Annotated in this window: 14 protein-coding genes; 11 read left to right on the top strand and 3 right to left on the bottom strand. The window is 66.1% G+C overall.

The genetic code is table 11. The features are described 5' to 3' along the window. Positions 1–228: 228 nt before the first annotated feature. Positions 229–810, bottom strand: coding sequence for a DUF4124 domain-containing protein (locus ACZIYR_RS01710; protein ID WP_483528016.1), 582 nt, complete (start codon positions 808–810; stop codon positions 229–231). Between the two features lie 180 nt (positions 811–990). Beyond that, positions 991–2,397 (bottom strand): glutamate--ammonia ligase, encoded by a 1,407-nt coding sequence (gene glnA / locus ACZIYR_RS01705; protein ID WP_473032159.1) that lies wholly within the window; start codon positions 2,395–2,397, stop codon positions 991–993. A gap of 593 nt (positions 2,398–2,990) precedes the next feature. Between glnA and ACZIYR_RS01700 the strand changes: the two genes are divergently transcribed. The 4 genes from ACZIYR_RS01700 (at position 2,991) to ACZIYR_RS01685 (ending at position 7,186) form a co-directional block, all read left to right on the top strand. Continuing rightward, positions 2,991–3,449 (top strand): hypothetical protein, encoded by a 459-nt coding sequence (locus tag ACZIYR_RS01700; RefSeq protein ID WP_483528015.1) that lies wholly within the window; start codon positions 2,991–2,993, stop codon positions 3,447–3,449. Between the two features lies 1 nt (position 3,450). Then, complete coding sequence (locus ACZIYR_RS01695; RefSeq protein ID WP_483528014.1) at positions 3,451–4,971, top strand: tripartite tricarboxylate transporter permease; 1,521 nt, start codon at positions 3,451–3,453, stop codon at positions 4,969–4,971. 92 nt (positions 4,972–5,063) lie between these two features. Continuing rightward, positions 5,064–6,032 (top strand): Bug family tripartite tricarboxylate transporter substrate binding protein, encoded by a 969-nt coding sequence (locus ACZIYR_RS01690; RefSeq protein ID WP_483528013.1) that lies wholly within the window; start codon positions 5,064–5,066, stop codon positions 6,030–6,032. Between the two features lie 176 nt (positions 6,033–6,208). Further along, positions 6,209–7,186, top strand: a complete 978-nt coding sequence (locus tag ACZIYR_RS01685; protein WP_483528012.1) for a Bug family tripartite tricarboxylate transporter substrate binding protein — start codon at positions 6,209–6,211, stop codon at positions 7,184–7,186. 128 nt (positions 7,187–7,314) lie between these two features. Here the strand turns inward: ACZIYR_RS01685 and ACZIYR_RS01680 are convergent, their stop codons facing one another. Then, the gene (locus ACZIYR_RS01680; protein ID WP_483528011.1) at positions 7,315–7,860 is read right to left on the bottom strand and encodes a glycosyltransferase family 2 protein; all 546 of its coding nucleotides are present in this window, start codon (positions 7,858–7,860) and stop codon (positions 7,315–7,317) included. 406 nt (positions 7,861–8,266) lie between these two features. On the opposite strand from ACZIYR_RS01680, the gene typA reads away from it, so the two are divergent. From typA to ACZIYR_RS01645, 7 genes are all read left to right on the top strand, one after another. Beyond that, positions 8,267–10,093, top strand: coding sequence for a translational GTPase TypA (gene typA / locus ACZIYR_RS01675; protein ID WP_473032154.1), 1,827 nt, complete (start codon positions 8,267–8,269; stop codon positions 10,091–10,093). A 279-nt stretch (positions 10,094–10,372) separates the two neighbouring features. Continuing rightward, positions 10,373–10,705, top strand: a complete 333-nt coding sequence (locus ACZIYR_RS01670; RefSeq protein WP_483528010.1) for a hypothetical protein — start codon at positions 10,373–10,375, stop codon at positions 10,703–10,705. 156 nt (positions 10,706–10,861) lie between these two features. Next, positions 10,862–12,307 carry a sodium-dependent transporter gene (locus ACZIYR_RS01665; protein WP_483528009.1) on the top strand — a complete coding sequence of 482 codons (1,446 nt, stop codon included), beginning with the start codon at positions 10,862–10,864 and terminating at the stop codon, positions 12,305–12,307. Positions 12,308–12,439: 132 nt separating this feature from the next. After that, positions 12,440–13,210: an ABC transporter ATP-binding protein gene (locus tag ACZIYR_RS01660; RefSeq protein WP_483528008.1), complete on the top strand. Its 771-nt coding sequence runs from the start codon at positions 12,440–12,442 to the stop codon at positions 13,208–13,210. Positions 13,211–13,247: 37 nt separating this feature from the next. After that, the gene (locus ACZIYR_RS01655; protein ID WP_473032151.1) at positions 13,248–13,952 is read left to right on the top strand and encodes an ABC transporter ATP-binding protein; all 705 of its coding nucleotides are present in this window, start codon (positions 13,248–13,250) and stop codon (positions 13,950–13,952) included. Positions 13,953–13,981: 29 nt separating this feature from the next. Then, positions 13,982–14,989, top strand: coding sequence for a branched-chain amino acid ABC transporter permease (locus tag ACZIYR_RS01650; protein WP_483528007.1), 1,008 nt, complete (start codon positions 13,982–13,984; stop codon positions 14,987–14,989). Beyond that, a complete protein-coding gene (locus ACZIYR_RS01645) occupies positions 14,989–16,302 on the top strand; it encodes a branched-chain amino acid ABC transporter permease (protein WP_473032149.1) in 1,314 nt (437 codons plus the stop codon). Before ACZIYR_RS01650 ends, ACZIYR_RS01645 begins: the two co-directional genes overlap by 1 nt. Positions 16,303–16,545 lie beyond the last annotated feature (243 nt).

The raw sequence follows: 16,545 nt of genomic DNA, 5'->3' as shown, positions 1-16,545 counted from the left end.
CACTGCCCTGATACGCCACCTCTGACGGACACACCGTCCCGCTCAAGGGTCGCGAAACAGGTGGCGCTCGAGCGATGGCCCGTCGCGGCGGCGCTGCTCCTGGAAGCGCGCCGCGGGCCCGCCATCTGCCGCTTCGGCCTCATCGCGACCGTCATCGCGCGGCTTGTCGCGACAGGGCCTGGGAGTGCCGTCCGGGCAAAGCGGCGGGGGTGCCCGGCGAGGGGCGAGCTAATCGGGGCGGTTGGGGTTCTGGGGCAGGTTGACGCTGGCGCGCTGCACATAGAGTGTCACCGGCTCGGTGCGGTGGCGCACCTCACCGCTGGCATCCAGCAGCTCGGCCTGCAGCACATGCTCGCCGCGGTAGAGGCCGGTAAGCATGAAGGCACTGGTATGCATGGCCGACTGGCTGACCTCGCCGCCGACCAGCAGCCGCACCTGATGGTCTTCACGAAGCGCCGGCTCGATGGCCAGCTCCACCGCGACATCACCGGCGTAGCCGGTGGGCAGGGTCTCTTCGTGCTCCGGCGAGACGATGCGGAAGGTATCATAGGGCATGAAGGGCTGCCCCGGGGCCGGGTCACGACGCGGCGCCTCGCGGCCCTCCACCCGCTCCGGCTCCGCCGAGCGCACTTCCCCCCGCGAGGGCACCACCGTCAGGGGCGCCAGTTCCACCTGCTCGCCGCCGAGATCGGGCCGGTCGGTAAAGGTCACGTTACCCTGGGCATCGGTGGTGCGATAGATGGTAGTGGCCAGCGCCGATGTGGCCATCATCATCAGCCCCAGGGCCAGACACGCCAACGCCTTGCTCATACCGGAAGTCCTCTTCGTCGCTCTCCACGCCGCCCGCCGACGCCTCGCCGACTCTCTTGGCCGCCTTCGCCACGCCTGACCGGCACCTTCTCCTTGGAGAGTGTACGACAAAAAGGGGTTCCACCGTGGCGGAACCCCCATGCAGGTACGGTGCGGCCAGCCCTGGGGCGGCCGTCCGCTTCAGCAGCTGTAGTACAGGTCGAACTCGACCGGATGGGTGGTCATTCGCAGGCGCTCGACGTCTTCCATCTTCAGCTCGATATAGGCATCGATCATCTCGTCGGTGAACACGCCGCCCTCGGTGAGGAAGCCACGATCGGCGTCCAGGGAGGCCAGCGCCTGGTCGAGGCTCTCGGCCACGGTGGGCACGGCCTTGCCCTCTTCCGGCGGCAGGTCATAGAGGTTCTTGTCCATGGCGTCGCCGGGATGAATCTTGTTCTTGATGCCGTCGATACCGGCCATCAGCATTGCCGCGAAGCACAGGTAGGGGTTGGCGGTCGGGTCCGGGAAGCGGGCCTCGATGCGCTTGCCCTTGGGGCTCGCGGTGTAGGGGATACGAATGGAGGCAGACCGGTTGCGGGCGCTGTAGGCCAGCATCACCGGCGCCTCGAAGCCAGGCACCAGACGCTTGTAGGAGTTGGTGGAGGCGTTGGTGAAGGCGTTCAGGGCACGGGCGTGCTTGATGATGCCGCCGATGTAGTAGAGCGCCATCTCGGAGAGCCCGGCGTACTCGTCACCGGCGAACTGGTTGACGCCATCCTTCCAGAACGACTGGTGGACGTGCATGCCGGAGCCGTTGTCACCCACCAGCGGCTTGGGCATGAAGGTGGCGGTCTTGCCGTAGGCGTGAGCCACGTTGTGGACCACGTACTTCATCTCCTGCAGCTCGTCGGCCTTCTTCACCAGGGTGTTGAACTTGACGCCGATCTCGTTCTGGCCGGCGTTGGACACCTCGTGGTGGTGCACCTCGACGGTCTGGCCGATGGCCTCCAGGGTGTTGCACATGGCGCCACGGATATCGTGGAAGCTGTCCACCGGCGGCACCGGGAAGTAGCCGCCCTTGACCCGCGGACGGTGGCCCAGGTTACCGCCTTCGACCTGACGGTCGGTGGACCAGGCCCCCTCCTCGGAGGTGATCTTGTACATGGCACCTTCGATATCGGCCTTCCAGTGCACCTCGTCGAAGATGAAGAACTCCGGCTCCGGGCCGAAGAAGGCGGTGTCGCCCAGGCCGCTGGACTGCAGGTAGGCTTCGGCGCGCTTGGCGATGGAGCGCGGGTCACGCTCGTAGCCCTGCATGGTGGCCGGCTCGATGATGTCGCAGCGCAGCACCAGGGTGGCGTCTTCGGTGAACGGGTCGAGGAAACCGGTACCGTCTTCCGGACGCAGGATCATGTCCGACTCGTTGATCCCCTTCCAGCCGGAGATGGAGGAGCCGTCGAACATCTGGCCGTTCTCGAAGAACTCTTCATCGATGTCACGCGCGGGGATGGTGACGTGCTGTTCCTTGCCCTTGGTATCGGTGAAACGCAGGTCCACCCATTTCACATCATGCTCTTCAATCAGGGCGAGAGTCTTGGCTGACATGCTGTCCTCCGTTTGAGCCTAGGCTCGATTCGTTGGCGAGTGATCCACTGGCGCTGGTTCGTCCCAGCAAATGTTGTAGCACGCCGCAGGCCGGCTGCCCACGACCACCATGCACGAACATGGCGCTGCCCAATACAATGCAGACAGCGTGCCAACATCGCACCAAGAGTGACGGAAAAACAGACAAACACTTGAAAAACAATCGGTTTTTCTCTCTTCGCCCGTGCACCCGAAGAGCGCCTGGAAAAAATCGCTGCCGCCAACGCTCCCTCAAGCCTCGGCAAATGCACCAATAAAGTGCCCAAAACACAAAAGTGCACTAGCTTTGTGCAGACTCTTCAGGCGCTGCCACGCCGTAGAGCAAGTACATCTTGGGCGGCAGGTCAACGGCAGCGGTCAAGCAGCGTCGTTAATTTTTCGTTTAATCTAGGGTTTGTGAGGGTGTCGACCAGAGGATACCGTCCATCGCTACCGCGATACGTAGCAAATCAGCATTTCATCAAGCTGATATTCAATAAAAAGCGCTACTTCATCCGCGCCATTGGCCGCATCGGCCCGCCACCCACAACGACAACTTCCAACAACAGACTCACATGACTGATATGCCACGTAAGAATTTCTGGTCCGGGCTAGGTGTTGCCGCCGTGACGGTGGTGCTGCTGACCTGGATCATTCCCACCTACGGCGGCAGCGGCTTCGCGTTCGGCCTGCAGCCCCAGCGGCTGGCCACCCTCGGCGCCTGGCTGATCCTCGGCTGCTCCATCACCCTCTCGGTGGTAAGCGCCATCGCCCTGAAGCGCCGCGGCGAGCCCTTCGCCATCCTTCCCGATCTCGGCCACCTCTGGCACCAGGCGTGGCCGTTTGTGTATGTGCTCGGCTTCATCGCCTTGATCGACCGCTTCCCGTTGACCTGGGTGGCGCCGGCCCTGATCGGCGGCCTGCTGCTGCTGCTCGGCGAACGCCGCTGGTACGTGGTGGTGTTGACCGCCGCCGTCCCCACCGCCGGCCTCTATGGCCTCACGGCCCACCTGATGCGCATCGGAGTGGTATGACATGATCGGATTCGACGCCATCCTCGGCTCCTTCGCCGCCGTCTTCCACTACGAGTCCATCGCCATCATCCTCGGCGGGGTGCTGCTCGGCTATATCGTCGGCGTGATCCCGGGGCTCAACCGGGCGGTGGCCATCGCCATCGCCATCCCGCTGACCTTCTACATGTCGGCCTACGCCGCCATCGCCTTTCTGATCGGCCTCTCCAAGGGCACCGCCGCCGGCAGCGCGGTCTCGGCCATCTTGCTCAACACCCCGGGGGAGCCCTCCTCGGCGGCCACCTGCCTGGACGGCTACCCCATGGCCAGCTCCGGCAAGCCGCGCAAGGCCCTCAAGGTGGGCCTGCTCGCCTCGGTGATCGGCGACCTGCTGGCCACCCTGCTGCTGATCGCGGTCGCCATCCCCTTCGCCTCGGTGGCGCTCAAGTTCGGCCCCTACGAGCTGACCGCCATCCTGATCTTCGCCCTGGTGTTCATCGCCGGCATGGCCGGGGGCTCCTTTCTCAAGGGCCTGGCCGCCGGCGGCATGGGGGTGATCCTCGGCACCGTGGGCCTCGATCCCGAAACCGGCGCCATGCGCCTGACCTTCGGCTATGCGGAGCTGATGGAGGGCGTGCCGATCCTGCCCCTGGTGATCGGCACCCTGGCACTGGCCGAGATGTTCGTGCAGCTCGACGAGTACCGCCGCAACAAGGCCGGCAGCGTCATCAAGCTGGGCAACAGCGCCGACGACGACCTCTCCTACCGGGAGTTCAAGGGCACCCTGCCGACCATCTTCAAGAGCACCGGGGTGGGCGCCTTCGTCGGTGCCTTGCCGGGGCTTGGCCCCTCGGTGGGGGCCTTCATGGCCTACGGCCTGGCCAAGCGGACCGCCAAGGACCCGGACAGCTTCGGCAAGGGCAACCCCAACGGCATCGCCGCCGCCGAGGCCTCCGACAACGCGGTGATTCCCGCCAGCTACATTCCGCTGTTCGGCCTGGGCATTCCCGGCAGCGTCTCGGCCGCCCTGCTGGTCGGCGCCTTCATGATCCACGGCATCCAGGTGGGGCCGCTGATGCTGCGTGACCACCCCGAGATGCTGTTCACGCTGTTCTCGGGGATGATCGTGGCGAGCCTGCTGATGCTGGCCGTGGGCTGGTACGGCCTGCGCATCTTCGCCCGGGTCACCAGCGTCCCACCGCATATCGTGATCTCGGTGGTGATCTTCCTCTGCCTGGCCGGCATCCAGGTGCAGGGCTACGGCACCTTCGGGCTGCTCACCGTCTTCGTCTTCGCGATCTTCGGCTACTTCCTGAAGAAGTTCGACTACTCCTTCGTGACCTTCCTGGTCGCCTTCATCGTCACGCCCATGCTGGAGATGAACCTGCGCCAGTCGGTGATCCTCTCCGGCGGCGAGATTGGCATCCTGCTCGAGCGCCCCATCGCCCTGGCCTTCGTCGTGTTCACGGTGCTGATGGTGCTGCACCTGGGCTGGACCAGCTATCGGCGCTGGATGCAGGCCAGGCACAAGGCCAAGCCGGTGTGATCCCCTGGCCGGCCACCGGGCCGGCTGTTACCACGGCCCCAGGGCCATCGCAGCACAACCCCCACAACAACGCCACCAACGAGGTTCCTAACATGAAGATGAAACTGCTGAGCACCGCCGTTCTCTCCGCCGCCATGGCCTTCGGCCTCGCCGGCCAGGTCCAGGCCGACGACTTCCCGTCCAAGCCGCTGACCCTGGTGGTCGGCTGGGGCGCCGGCGGCAGCACCGACATCCAGGCCCGGGTGCTGGCCGACATCATGACCGAAGAGCTCGGCCAGCCGGTCAACGTGGTCAACCAGCCCGGCGCCGGCGGCGGCGTGGCCCTGGCGCGCCTGGCCAACAGCACCGACGAGGGCTACACCTTCGTCTTCGGCACCTCCATGACCATCACCTTCGGACCGCTCTCTACCGAGACCACCTACGACCTGGATGACTTCCGCTATGTGGCCGGCGTGACCCTGGGCCAGTCGGCCCTGGTCACCGGCGAGAACCGCCCCTTCGGCGACAGCTGGGACGACCTGGTGGAGTACGCCCGCGAGAACCCGGGCACCAGCTACGCCAACCAGACCGCGCTGGACCGCATGATCATTGAGTACATCGCCCAGCGCGAAGGGCTCGACCTGCGCATCGTGCCCACCTCCGGCGGCGCCGGCATGGCCCCGCTGATCCTCTCCGGCGACGTGGACTTCGCCTACAGCGGCGGCACCCACTCCGGCTACGCCGAGACCGGCGAGATGCCGGTGCTGCTGAGCCTGGCCGAGGATCGCCTGGTGGCCTACCCGGACGCCCCCACCCTCCAGGAGGCCGGCTACGACATCAACGCCGCCGAGATCCGGGTGGCCATGGTGCCCAAGGACACCCCGGACGCCCACGTCGAGCGCCTCGCCGAAGCGCTGAAGGCGGCCACCGAGGACGAGCGCTTCCTCGAAGTCACCGAGGAGCGCATCCTGATGCCGGTGACCTGGATGCCCGAGGACGAGGTCACCCAGACCCTCGCCGACCAGGTCGAGGGCTACAAGGCGCTGCTCGAGGAGCTCGGCGGCCTGCCCGGCGCCGAGTAATCCCGACGCGCCTGTCGGACGTAGCACGAAGCGCCCTTCGCTTCCGGTCGCCTGGCGGACACCCCGGCAGGCGACCTGAAAGGGCGAGTCAACAAGCGGGGCCAACCTGGCCCCGCACTCGCCGATCCGGCATCTCGCGACACCCGCAGGTGCCACGACACCACTGAGGTCCAACAATGAAAATGAAGCTGCTGAGCACCGCTGTTCTCTCCGCCGCCATGGCCTTCGGCCTCGCCGGCCAGGCCCAGGCCCAGGCCGACGACTTTCCCTCCAAGCCGCTGACCCTGGTGGTCGGCTTCGGCGCCGGCGGCAGCACCGATATCCAGGCCCGGGTGCTGGCCAACGTGCTCGAGGAGAACCTCGGCCAGCCGGTCAACGTGGTCAACCAGCCCGGCGCCGGCGGCGCGGTGGCACTAACGCGCCTAATGCATAACCAGGATGAGGGACACACCTTCGTCTACGCGGGCACCAACGGCACCCTCACCTTCGCCCCCCACGCCCACGACACCGAATTCACCCTGGACGACTTCCGCTACGTCGCCAGCATCACCACCGTCCAGCACGCCATCGTCACCGGCGAAGACCGCCCCTTCGGCGACAGCTGGGACGACCTGCTCGACTATGCCCGTGACAACCCGGGCACCAGCTATGCCACCCAGCACGCCCTGGATCGCCTGGTGATCGAGTACATCATGGAGCAGGAGGGCCTCGACCTGCGCATCGTACCCACCTCCGGCGGCGCCGGCATGGCCCCGCTGATCCTCTCCGGCGACGTGGACTTTGCCTACAGCGGCGGCACCCACTCCGGCTATGCCGATACCGGCGAGATGCCGGTACTGCTGGGCATGGACGGCGAGCGGCTGTTCGCCTTCCCGGACGCGCCGACCGTGATGGAAGCCGGCTACGATATCGATACCTCCGACTTCCGCGTGGTGGTAGTGCCCAAGAACACCCCGGACGCCCACGTCGAGCGCCTCTCCGAGGCTCTGGAGGCAGCCACCCAGGATGAGCGCTTCATCGAGATCACCGAGGAGCGCATCCTGATGCCGGTGCACTTCCGCGACGAAAGCGTGGCCACCGAGATGCTCTTCGCCCAGTCCGAGAACTACCGTCAGCTGCTCGAAGAGATGGGCGGCGTACCGGAAGACGACTGAGCCTGGCTCGGTCCTTCAGCCATGCCCAGCCGCGCCCGCCGATATGGCGGGCGCGGCCTTGAGGGGCTGGAGAAACGGCATTGGGCGACAGCACCTGACCGCCGGGGAGCACGCCTCGGCGTTGGACCTCAGGTCTCGCCGCTGGCGACCCGAGCCTGGCAGGCGCGCAGGCGGCCAAGCAGCTCGGGCAGCGCCTCGGCCTCGAGACCGGGATCGAAGCCGCCGATACGCTCGAACCAGCTGCGGGTCACGCAGAAGGCGTCGACCAGGGAAGGGCGGCGCAGCAGACGCCACAGCAGCGGCAGCGAGCGCGCCCGTGGCGCCGATAGCACCGCCGCATCCCAGTCCTGAGAGCGGCGGCCGCTGACCAGATCGGCCAGCCACTCGGGCGAAAGGTCGATGGCCGCCCCTGGAAAGATCAGGATCTCACCGGTGCTGCTCGATACGCTCGCATTGAGCCGACTGCCCAGCGCCATGGCGTTGACGAACAGCAGCCGCACGCCGTAGCGCTGGGTCAGGCTGGAGAGCCGCGCATCGTTGGTGTCATCGACCACCAATAGCTCCACCGCGCCCTGCTGGTTCCACTGGCGCATGGCTTTGTGCAGGGTCCCCAGCTGGCGAGGCAGCCGAGCGCCCGAAAGGCGAGCATCCAGGACGATGCTGCAAGTAGGCATGGTCAGTCGAGCTCCCAGGGCGACCGCCATGCATGGCGCTCACCGGTTCAACCCGCAGCCGGCCACCGGCTACAGTGTAAGTTAGTGTATCTCCAGGTTTGAAAAAGTATCAATGAAGAGAGGGTTGAAATTCCTATTGTCCGCCCTCTCAGCTTCCCCCTGTAAAATACTGGCAACCCGGCTTACCGAAGCCTGGATGTGCCACGCCGGTTCCTGCAGCGTCGCTTACCCCCTGGCGGCACTTAGCGCTGTTAAATCAAGGCGGTGCGGCGCCAAGCCCGGGGCAACCGGCGTGAGCCGGGCGCCGGAGGCTCGTAAAACCGCCCGCGTGGCACCGGTAAAGGTGGAAGCCGCAGCGCCCCAGCCCCTATAATGCGTCCCCACTTTTTCCCAGCAGGATCGCGTCGTGATCGAGAATCTTCGCAACATCGCCATCATCGCTCACGTCGACCACGGCAAGACCACCCTGGTCGACAAGCTCCTCAGCCAGTCCGGCACCCTGGACCGCAAGGCCGAGGGGCAGGAGCGCATCATGGACTCCAACGACCAGGAAAAGGAACGCGGCATCACCATCCTGGCCAAGAACACCGCGATCCGCTGGCGAGACGGCAACGGCCGCGACTTCCACATCAATATCGTCGACACGCCAGGACACGCCGACTTCGGCGGCGAGGTGGAGCGCGTGATGTCCATGGTCGACTCGGTGCTGCTGCTGGTGGACGCCGTGGACGGCCCCATGCCGCAGACCCGTTTCGTCACCCAGAAGGCCTTCGACCAGGGCTTGAAGCCCATCGTGGTGGTCAACAAGATCGACCGCCCCGGCGCACGCCCCGACTGGGTCATCGACCAGATCTTCGATCTGTTCGACAACCTGGGCGCCAGTGACGAGCAGCTCGACTTCCCGATCATCTACTGTTCGGCGCTCAACGGCATCGCCGGCCCCGAGCCGGAAGAGCTGGCCGAGGACATGAGCCCCATGTTCCAGGCCATCGTCGACATCGTCGAGCCGCCCAAGGTGGAGATCGACGGCCCCTTCCAGATGCAGATCTCGGCGCTGGACTACAACAGCTACGTGGGCGTCATCGGCCTGGGCCGCATCAAGCGCGGCGCGGTGCAGCCTAACCAGCAGGTGGTAGTGGTCGGCACCGACGGCGCCACCCGCAAGGGCAAGGTCGGCCAGGTAATGACCCACATGGGCCTGGAGCGGGTGCAGACCGAGCAGGCCACCGCAGGCGATATCGTCTGCATCACCGGCATCAGCGACCTGGCGATCTCCGACACCCTGTGCGACCCCAACGCCGTGGAGGCCCTGCCGCCGCTGTCGGTGGATCAGCCCACCGTCTCCATGACCTTCCAGGTCAACGACTCGCCCTTCGCCGGCAAGGATGGCAAGTACGTCACCAGCCGCAACATCAAGGACCGTCTCGACCAGGAGCTGATCCACAACGTGGCGCTGCGGGTCGAGCAGGGCGAGAGCCCGGAGAAGTTCATCGTCTCCGGCCGCGGCGAGCTGCACCTCTCGGTGCTGATCGAGACCATGCGCCGCGAAGGCTTCGAGCTCGCCGTGGGCCGCCCCGAGGTGATCATTCGCGAAATCGACGGCGAGAAGCAGGAGCCGTACGAGGAAGTGATCATCGACTGCGAGGAGCAGCACCAGGGCGCCATCATGGAGGAGCTGGGCTACCGCAAGGGCGAGCTCTCCAACATGAACCCCGACGGCAAGGGCCGGGTGCGCCTGGACTTCATGATCCCCGCCCGCGGCCTGATCGGCTTTCGCGGCCAGTTCATGACCCTGACCTCGGGCACCGGCATCCTCACCAGCCGCTTCGACCACTATGGCCCGCTCAAGCCCGACGCCGCCATCGAGCGTCGCAACGGCGTGATGGTCTCCATGGTGGACGGCAAGGCCCTAGCCTATGCGCTCTACGCCCTGCAGGATCGCGGCAAGCTGATCATCGATCACGGCACCGAGGTCTACGAGGGCATGCTGATCGGCATCCACAGCCGCGCCAACGACCTGGTGGTCAACCCCACCAAGGGCAAGAAGCTCGACAACATGCGTGCCTCGGGCAACGACGAGAACATCGTGCTGACCCCGCCGGTGAAGTTCACCCTGGAGCAGGCCATCGAGTTCCTCGACGACGACGAGCTGGTGGAGATCACCCCCAACCATATCCGCCTGCGCAAGAAGTTCCTCAAGGAGCACGAGCGCAAGCGCGCCAGCAAGAAATAGGGTTCATCGCAGACTGGCGTGAACTGGCCTTGTGGGAGGGAGCTTTAGCTCGCGAAGTAGCGCGAAGCGCTACCCAAGGGGCGCCTGCGGCGCCTTCGCCCGGCAGAGCCGGCCTCCCACCTTGAAGCTTGCCAAACATGTTCACGCTAAAATGCGAAGAATCAGAAATAAGCGGCCTCGGCCCCGGCAACGCCCGCCCCTCCGGCGGGCGTTTTCGTGTGCGCCTTGCCGACCAAACCGCTACGCTGGGCGTCTGATCCCAACCGAAGAGGCAACGCCATGCACCAGCACGTAGAGTGGGACGACCCCGGCGCCGACAGCGTGATGCGCCACTTTGCCCAGGACCCCATGGGACACAGCGACCCGGGGCCCGGCGATATCCTCTCGGCACGCTACCAGGGCGACGTGGTCCGCATTCGCGTCGAGGCCTACGTGGGCGACACCAGCATCGGCGAGGTGGTAGCGCTGATCGACCCAACCTCCGGCGAGCGCCGCAAACGGTGCGGCAAGCTCACCCTGGGCGATACCGTGCGCCTGCCCGACGCCTGCCGCGCGCTGGAACCGCACCCCGCGGAGCGAGGCGATGACGAGGACGACGAAGAGGCCCCGTGACATCCACGAACGCGCCCCTCGGTCACCAGCGCCACCCAACGGGCCCTAAACGCTTGACCACTGGCAATGCAACCGGAATCTGGCACAGTTAGGCTTTTCTACCTGAAAACCGGCCACCCGGCCCACAAGGCCTGAACCCAAACCGTCGGAACCCCCATGAGCACGCACAACGTCTGGACACACAAGGGCACCTTCCTGCTGGCTGCGGTTGGCTCGGCGGTGGGGCTTGGCAACCTGTGGCGCTTCCCCTACCTGACCGGCGAAAACGGCGGCGGCGCCTTCATCCTGGTCTACGCCCTGACCATCTTCGCCGTGGGGATCCCCATCCTGATCGCCGAAACCATGCTCGGCCGCAACAGCCGTCAGAGCCCGATCATGGGCATGCGCCACCTGACCCGGACCCACAACACCTCCCGCGCCTGGGAGTCGATCGGCTGGCTGGGCGGCGCCTCGGCGTTCCTGATCCTGAGCTTCTACTCGGTGATCGCCGGCTGGGCGATCCACTACACCTGGCAGATGCTCACCGGCTCACTGTCCGGCGCCGACGCCGAGACCATCGGCGCCGGCTTCGACGCCCTGCTGGCCTCCCCCGGCCTGCTGACCCTCTACCACACCCTGTTCATCATCGCCTCGGGGCTGATCGTCGCCATGGGCATCCACAGGGGCATCGAGAACGGGCTGCGCATCATCATGCCGGCACTGTTCGTGATCCTGCTGGGCGTGCTGGCCTACGGCGTGGCCAACGGCGACTTCGGCGCCGCGGCGAGTTTCCTGTTCACCTTCAATATCGCCGACCTGAGCCTCGAGGGGTGGCTGGCCGCCATGGGGCAGTCGTTCTTCACCCTGAGCCTCGGCATGGGCGCGATCATGGCCTACGGCGCCTACATGTCCAGCGAGGCCTCGCTGACCCGCACCGCGGTGGCGGTGGCCTTCGTCGACACCGCCGTGGCCATGGTGGCGGGGCTGGCCATCTTCTCGCTGGTGTTCGGCGCCGGGCTCTCCCCGGGCCAGGGCCCGGGACTGATGTTCGTCACCCTGCCGCTGGCCTTCGCCGAGATGCCCTTCGGGGCGCTGATCGGCGGGGTCTTCTTCATCCTGGTGCTGGGGGCGGCGATCAGCTCCTCGATCTCGCTGATCGAGCCGGTGGCCGCCTTCCTGGTCGAGCGCTTCGACCTGACCCGCCCCCAGGCGGTCACGATCATGGTCCTGGCCAGCTGGGCGCTGGGGCTGCTCACCGTGGTCAGCTTCAATATCTACGCCGAGGGGACGATCTTCCACGCCCTGTTCGGCCGCAGTGCCTTCGACTTCATCGAGCTGCTGACCAATATCTTCATGCCGCTGGGCGGCCTGCTGATTGCGCTGTTCGCCGGCTGGGCGCTGACCCACTCCGAGGTCATGAAGGAGATGCGCACCAGCGAGACCTGGTTCTCCATCTGGCGCTTTTTGGTCCGCTTCGTGGCCCCGGCCGCGGTGGCCTTCGTGTTCCTGCGCAGCATTCCGCAGATCGAGGGCTACCTGATCCCGACCATCGGGGCGCTGGTGATCGTCGGAGCCTTCGCCGCCGGCCGCACCTTCCTGATCGACCACAGCCAGGAGCAGTAGGCCGGTCCACCGGCAATGGCCACCGCCCGCGGGCGGTGGCCAAGGAACCGAAGGGCACTCGTTCCGGCCAGCCCCCTGGGCGGGCGAGCGCCCCATAACAACCAACTCCGCAAAGGAACTGGGCACAACGCTATGGCTGCCATCATCGACGTGCGACACGTCCACAAGGCCTTCGGCGGTCTGAAGGTCATCAACGACTGTTCGATTCAGGTGGAGCAGGGCTCCATCACCGGGCTGATCGGCCCCAACGGCGCCGGCAAGTCGACGCTGTTCAACATCATCGCCGGGGCCCTGCCGCTGGACAGCGGCCAGGTGCTGCTCGACGGCAAGGACATCACCAACCGCCCCGCCAACGAGCTGTTCCACAAGGGGCTGCTGCGCACCTTCCAGATCGCCCACGAGTTCTCCCAGATGACCGCGCTGGAGAACCTGATGATGGTGCCCCCCGCCCAGGCCGGCGAGAACCTCTTCAACGCCTGGCTCAAGCCCGGCCTGGTGCGCCAGCGCGAGACCGAAGTCCGCCAGCGCGCCCTGGAGGTGATCGACTTCATCGGCCTGCGCCACGTGCGCAACGAGCTGGCCGGCAACCTCTCGGGCGGCCAGAAGAAGCTTCTCGAGCTGGGTCGCACCATGATGACCGACGCGCGGGTGGTGCTGCTCGACGAGATCGCCGCCGGGGTCAACCGCACCCTGCTGGGCGACCTGGTCGGCAACATCGAGCGCCTCAACCGCGAGATGGGCTACACCTTCCTGGTCATCGAGCACGACATGGAGATGATCGGCCGGCTGTGCGACCCGGTGATCGTGCTGGCCCAGGGCAGCGTGATGGTCGAAGGCACCATCGACGAGATCCGCAACAACCCCGAGGTGATCGAAGCCTACTTCGGCTCCAACGTCGCCTGACCCAATACGAACAACGACCCTACGCTGGAACTTCACAATGCCTCTACTCGACGCACGCGACGTGCACGGCGGCTACGGCGGCATGAACATCCTCAACGGGGTGAACATGGCCGTCGAGGCCGACGAGATCGGTGTGATCGTCGGCCCCAACGGCGCCGGCAAATCGACCATGCTCAAGGCCATCTTTGGCCTGCTCACCGTCAGCCAGGGCGAGATCCTGCTGCACGGCCAGCCGATCCATAACCTGCCGCCCAACAAGCTGGTGCAGAAGGGAATGGGCTTCGTGCCCCAGGAGAAGAACGTCTTCCCGAGCCTGACGGTGAAGGAAAACCTGGAGATGGGCGCCTTCCTCAAGCCCGAGAACGTCAAGCGCATGCTGGGCAAGGTCTACGAATTCTTTCCTCCGCTCTATGACAAGCGCCATCAGCCGGCCGGCGAGCTCTCTGGCGGCCAGCGCCAGATGGTGGCCATGGGCCGAGCGCTGATGGCCGAACCCGAGATGCTGCTGCTCGACGAGCCCACCGCCGGCCTCTCGCCGCTCTACATGAACGAGATCTTCGAGCGGGTGAAAGAGATCAATGCCGCCGGCGTGGGCATCCTGATGGTCGAGCAGAACGCCAAGCAGGCGCTGGCCATCGCCGACAAGGGCTTCGTGCTGGCCGCCGGCCAGAACCGCTTCACCGATACCGGGGCCGCGCTGCTGGCCGACCCGGAAGTGGCCAGGAGCTTCCTCGGCGGCTAAGCCGCGGGGAACAGGGGAGAGAAACCGTCGTGAATGAACTCGTCTTTTTCATCAACAACGTGATCGTCGCCGGCAGCGTGACCGGCTCGATCTACGCCATTGGCGCCATCGGCGTGACGCTGGTGTTCAGCATCATGCGCTTCGCCCACTTCGCCCACGCCGACATGATGACCTTCGGCGCCTTCATGGTGCTGCTGCTGACGCTGGCCTTCCCCGGCGTCGGCAGCGTCGTCGGGCTGCCCACCCCGATCGTGATGCTGCCGCTGGCGATCGTGTTGACCTCGCTACTGGCGGTGGGCATCGACAAGGCGTTCTACAAGCCGCTGCGCGCCCACGGGGTCAAGCCCATCGTCATGGTCATCGGCTCGCTGGGCGTGACGCTGATGCTCCAGGGCTTGATCCGGCTGTTCGCCGGCACCAGCGCCCAGAACCTCTACCTGGCCGGCGAGCGCAAGGCGATCTACCGCCTGGAGCTGCCCTTCGAGCTGGCCACCCGGCCGGTGATCGTCACCGAGCCGCAGGTCATCCTCTTCGTGCTGACCATCGCCTGCGTGGTAGGCCTGCACCTCTTTCTCAGCCGCACCCGGCTGGGCAAGGCGATGCGTGCCATGTCCGACAACCCCGACCTGGCACGGGCCTCCGGCATCAACACCAACCATATCGTGGCAGTAACCTGGATCATCGCCGGGGGCATGGCCGCCACCGCCGGCACCCTGCTCTCCCTGGATGTCACCTTCAAGCCCGACCTCAGCTTCTTCCTGCTGCTGCCGATCTTCGCCGCGGCCATCGTCGGCGGCGTGGGCCACCCCTACGGCGCCATCGCCGGCGGCTTCGTGGTGGGCTTCGCCGAGACCCTGGCGGTGTTCAACTGGTCGGTGCTGCTGCGGCCCATCGCCCACCACTTCCCGGAGTGGCTGGAGCTGCCGCGCAACCTGGCCTTCGTCGGCACCGAGTACAAGATCGTGGTGCCCTTCTTCATCCTGGTGGCGATCCTGGTGTGGCGCCCCACCGGCATCTTCAAGGGTAAGGTGATCTGATGAGCACACAACATACCGAACGCCGAGACGATAGCGTCGCCGCACCGTCGCGCTTCCCGCTGCGCGAGGTGGTGCTGTTCACCGCCCTGTTGGCCGTGGTGCTGGGCGTCTATGCCATGATGGGTACCGCCTACAGCACCCGCATGCTGGTGGAGGCGTCCTGCTACGCCATCCTGGCCCTGGGGCTGACCATCCAGTGGGGCTACGCCGGGCAGTTCAATGCCGGGGTGATGGGCTTCGTGGCCCTCGGCGGCTTCAGCGCCATGTTCTTCAGCGTGCCGGTCAACGACGCCTTCTGGGGCAGCGAGCTGCCCGGCGAACTGGGCCGGGTCCTGCTCTATGGCGCCGCGGCCGCCCTGCTGGTCTACGGCGCCACCAAGCTCGACCGCCTGGGCGTACCGAAGAAGCTGCGCACGGTGATCGCCGTGGTGCTGGCGGTGGTGCTCTACCTGGTGGTGATCAGCCTGCTGCGCGGGGTCACCGGCGAGATTCAGTCGCGGGCCGGCTTCATCGGCGGCCTGGGCCTGCCGGCCTGGACCGGCTGGCTGGTCGGCGGCGCCCTGGCGGGAGGGATCGGCTATTTCATCGGCAAGATCTGCCTCGGCCTGCGCAGCGACTACCTGGCCATCGCCACCCTGGGCATCGCCGAGATCATCAAGGCGTTTCTCAAGAACTCCGACTGGCTGACCCGCGGCACCGCCACCGTCTCGCCGCTGCCCTGGCCCACGCCTGGACCCAGCGAGCTGGGCTTCACCCTGGCCCGGGCGCTGTATCTGTCGGTGACGGCGCTGATGATCGCGGTGATCTTCTTCCTGCTGCACCGCGCCTACCACGCCCCCTGGGGGCGGATGATCCGCGCCATCCGCGACAACGAGATTTCCGCCGCGGCCATGGGCAAGGACATCAATCGCCGCCGCCTGGAGATCTTCGTGCTGGGCTGCATCCTGATGGGCATCGGCGGCGGGGCGCTGGCCTCCTTCAACAGCCTCTTCGACCCCAACGGCTACCTGCCGCTCAACCACACCTTCCTGGTGCTGGTGATGGTGATCCTGGGCGGGCCCGGCAACAACCTGGGCACCATCTTCGGCGCCGTGGCGGTCTATATCATCTGGATCATGTCGGAGCCCCTGGCGCTGTTTCTGATGCAGCTGGCGGTAAGCCTCGGCGAGGGCGCCTTCGGCTGGGAGCCGCCGGGCAACCTGGACAGCCGCGCCCTGCAGGCCCGGGTGTTCGTGATCGGGCTGCTGATCACCCTGGTGCTGCGCTTCGCGCCCCAGGGGCTGCTGCCTGAAAAAGTTCGCCACCACGGGTAGAGAGGGCGGTGGGAAGTAAGGTTCATCTCAGGCTGGCGTGAACTTGCCCTGTGGGAGGGACGGTTCGACGCCTCGACTTCAGCTCGCGAAGTAGCGCGCAGCGCTACCCATGGGGCGCCTGCGGCGCCTTCGTCGAAGCGTCGAACCGCCGGCAGAGCCGGCCTCCCACCATCAAACCTGCCAAACATGTTCACGCTAAAGTGCGAAGAACCGAAAGTTATAGGCCCCGGCGGGAAATCCCGC

It is taken from the genome of Billgrantia sp. NRB1 (assembly GCF_056921725.1).
This window is presented reverse-complemented; position numbering and strand designations above follow the sequence as displayed.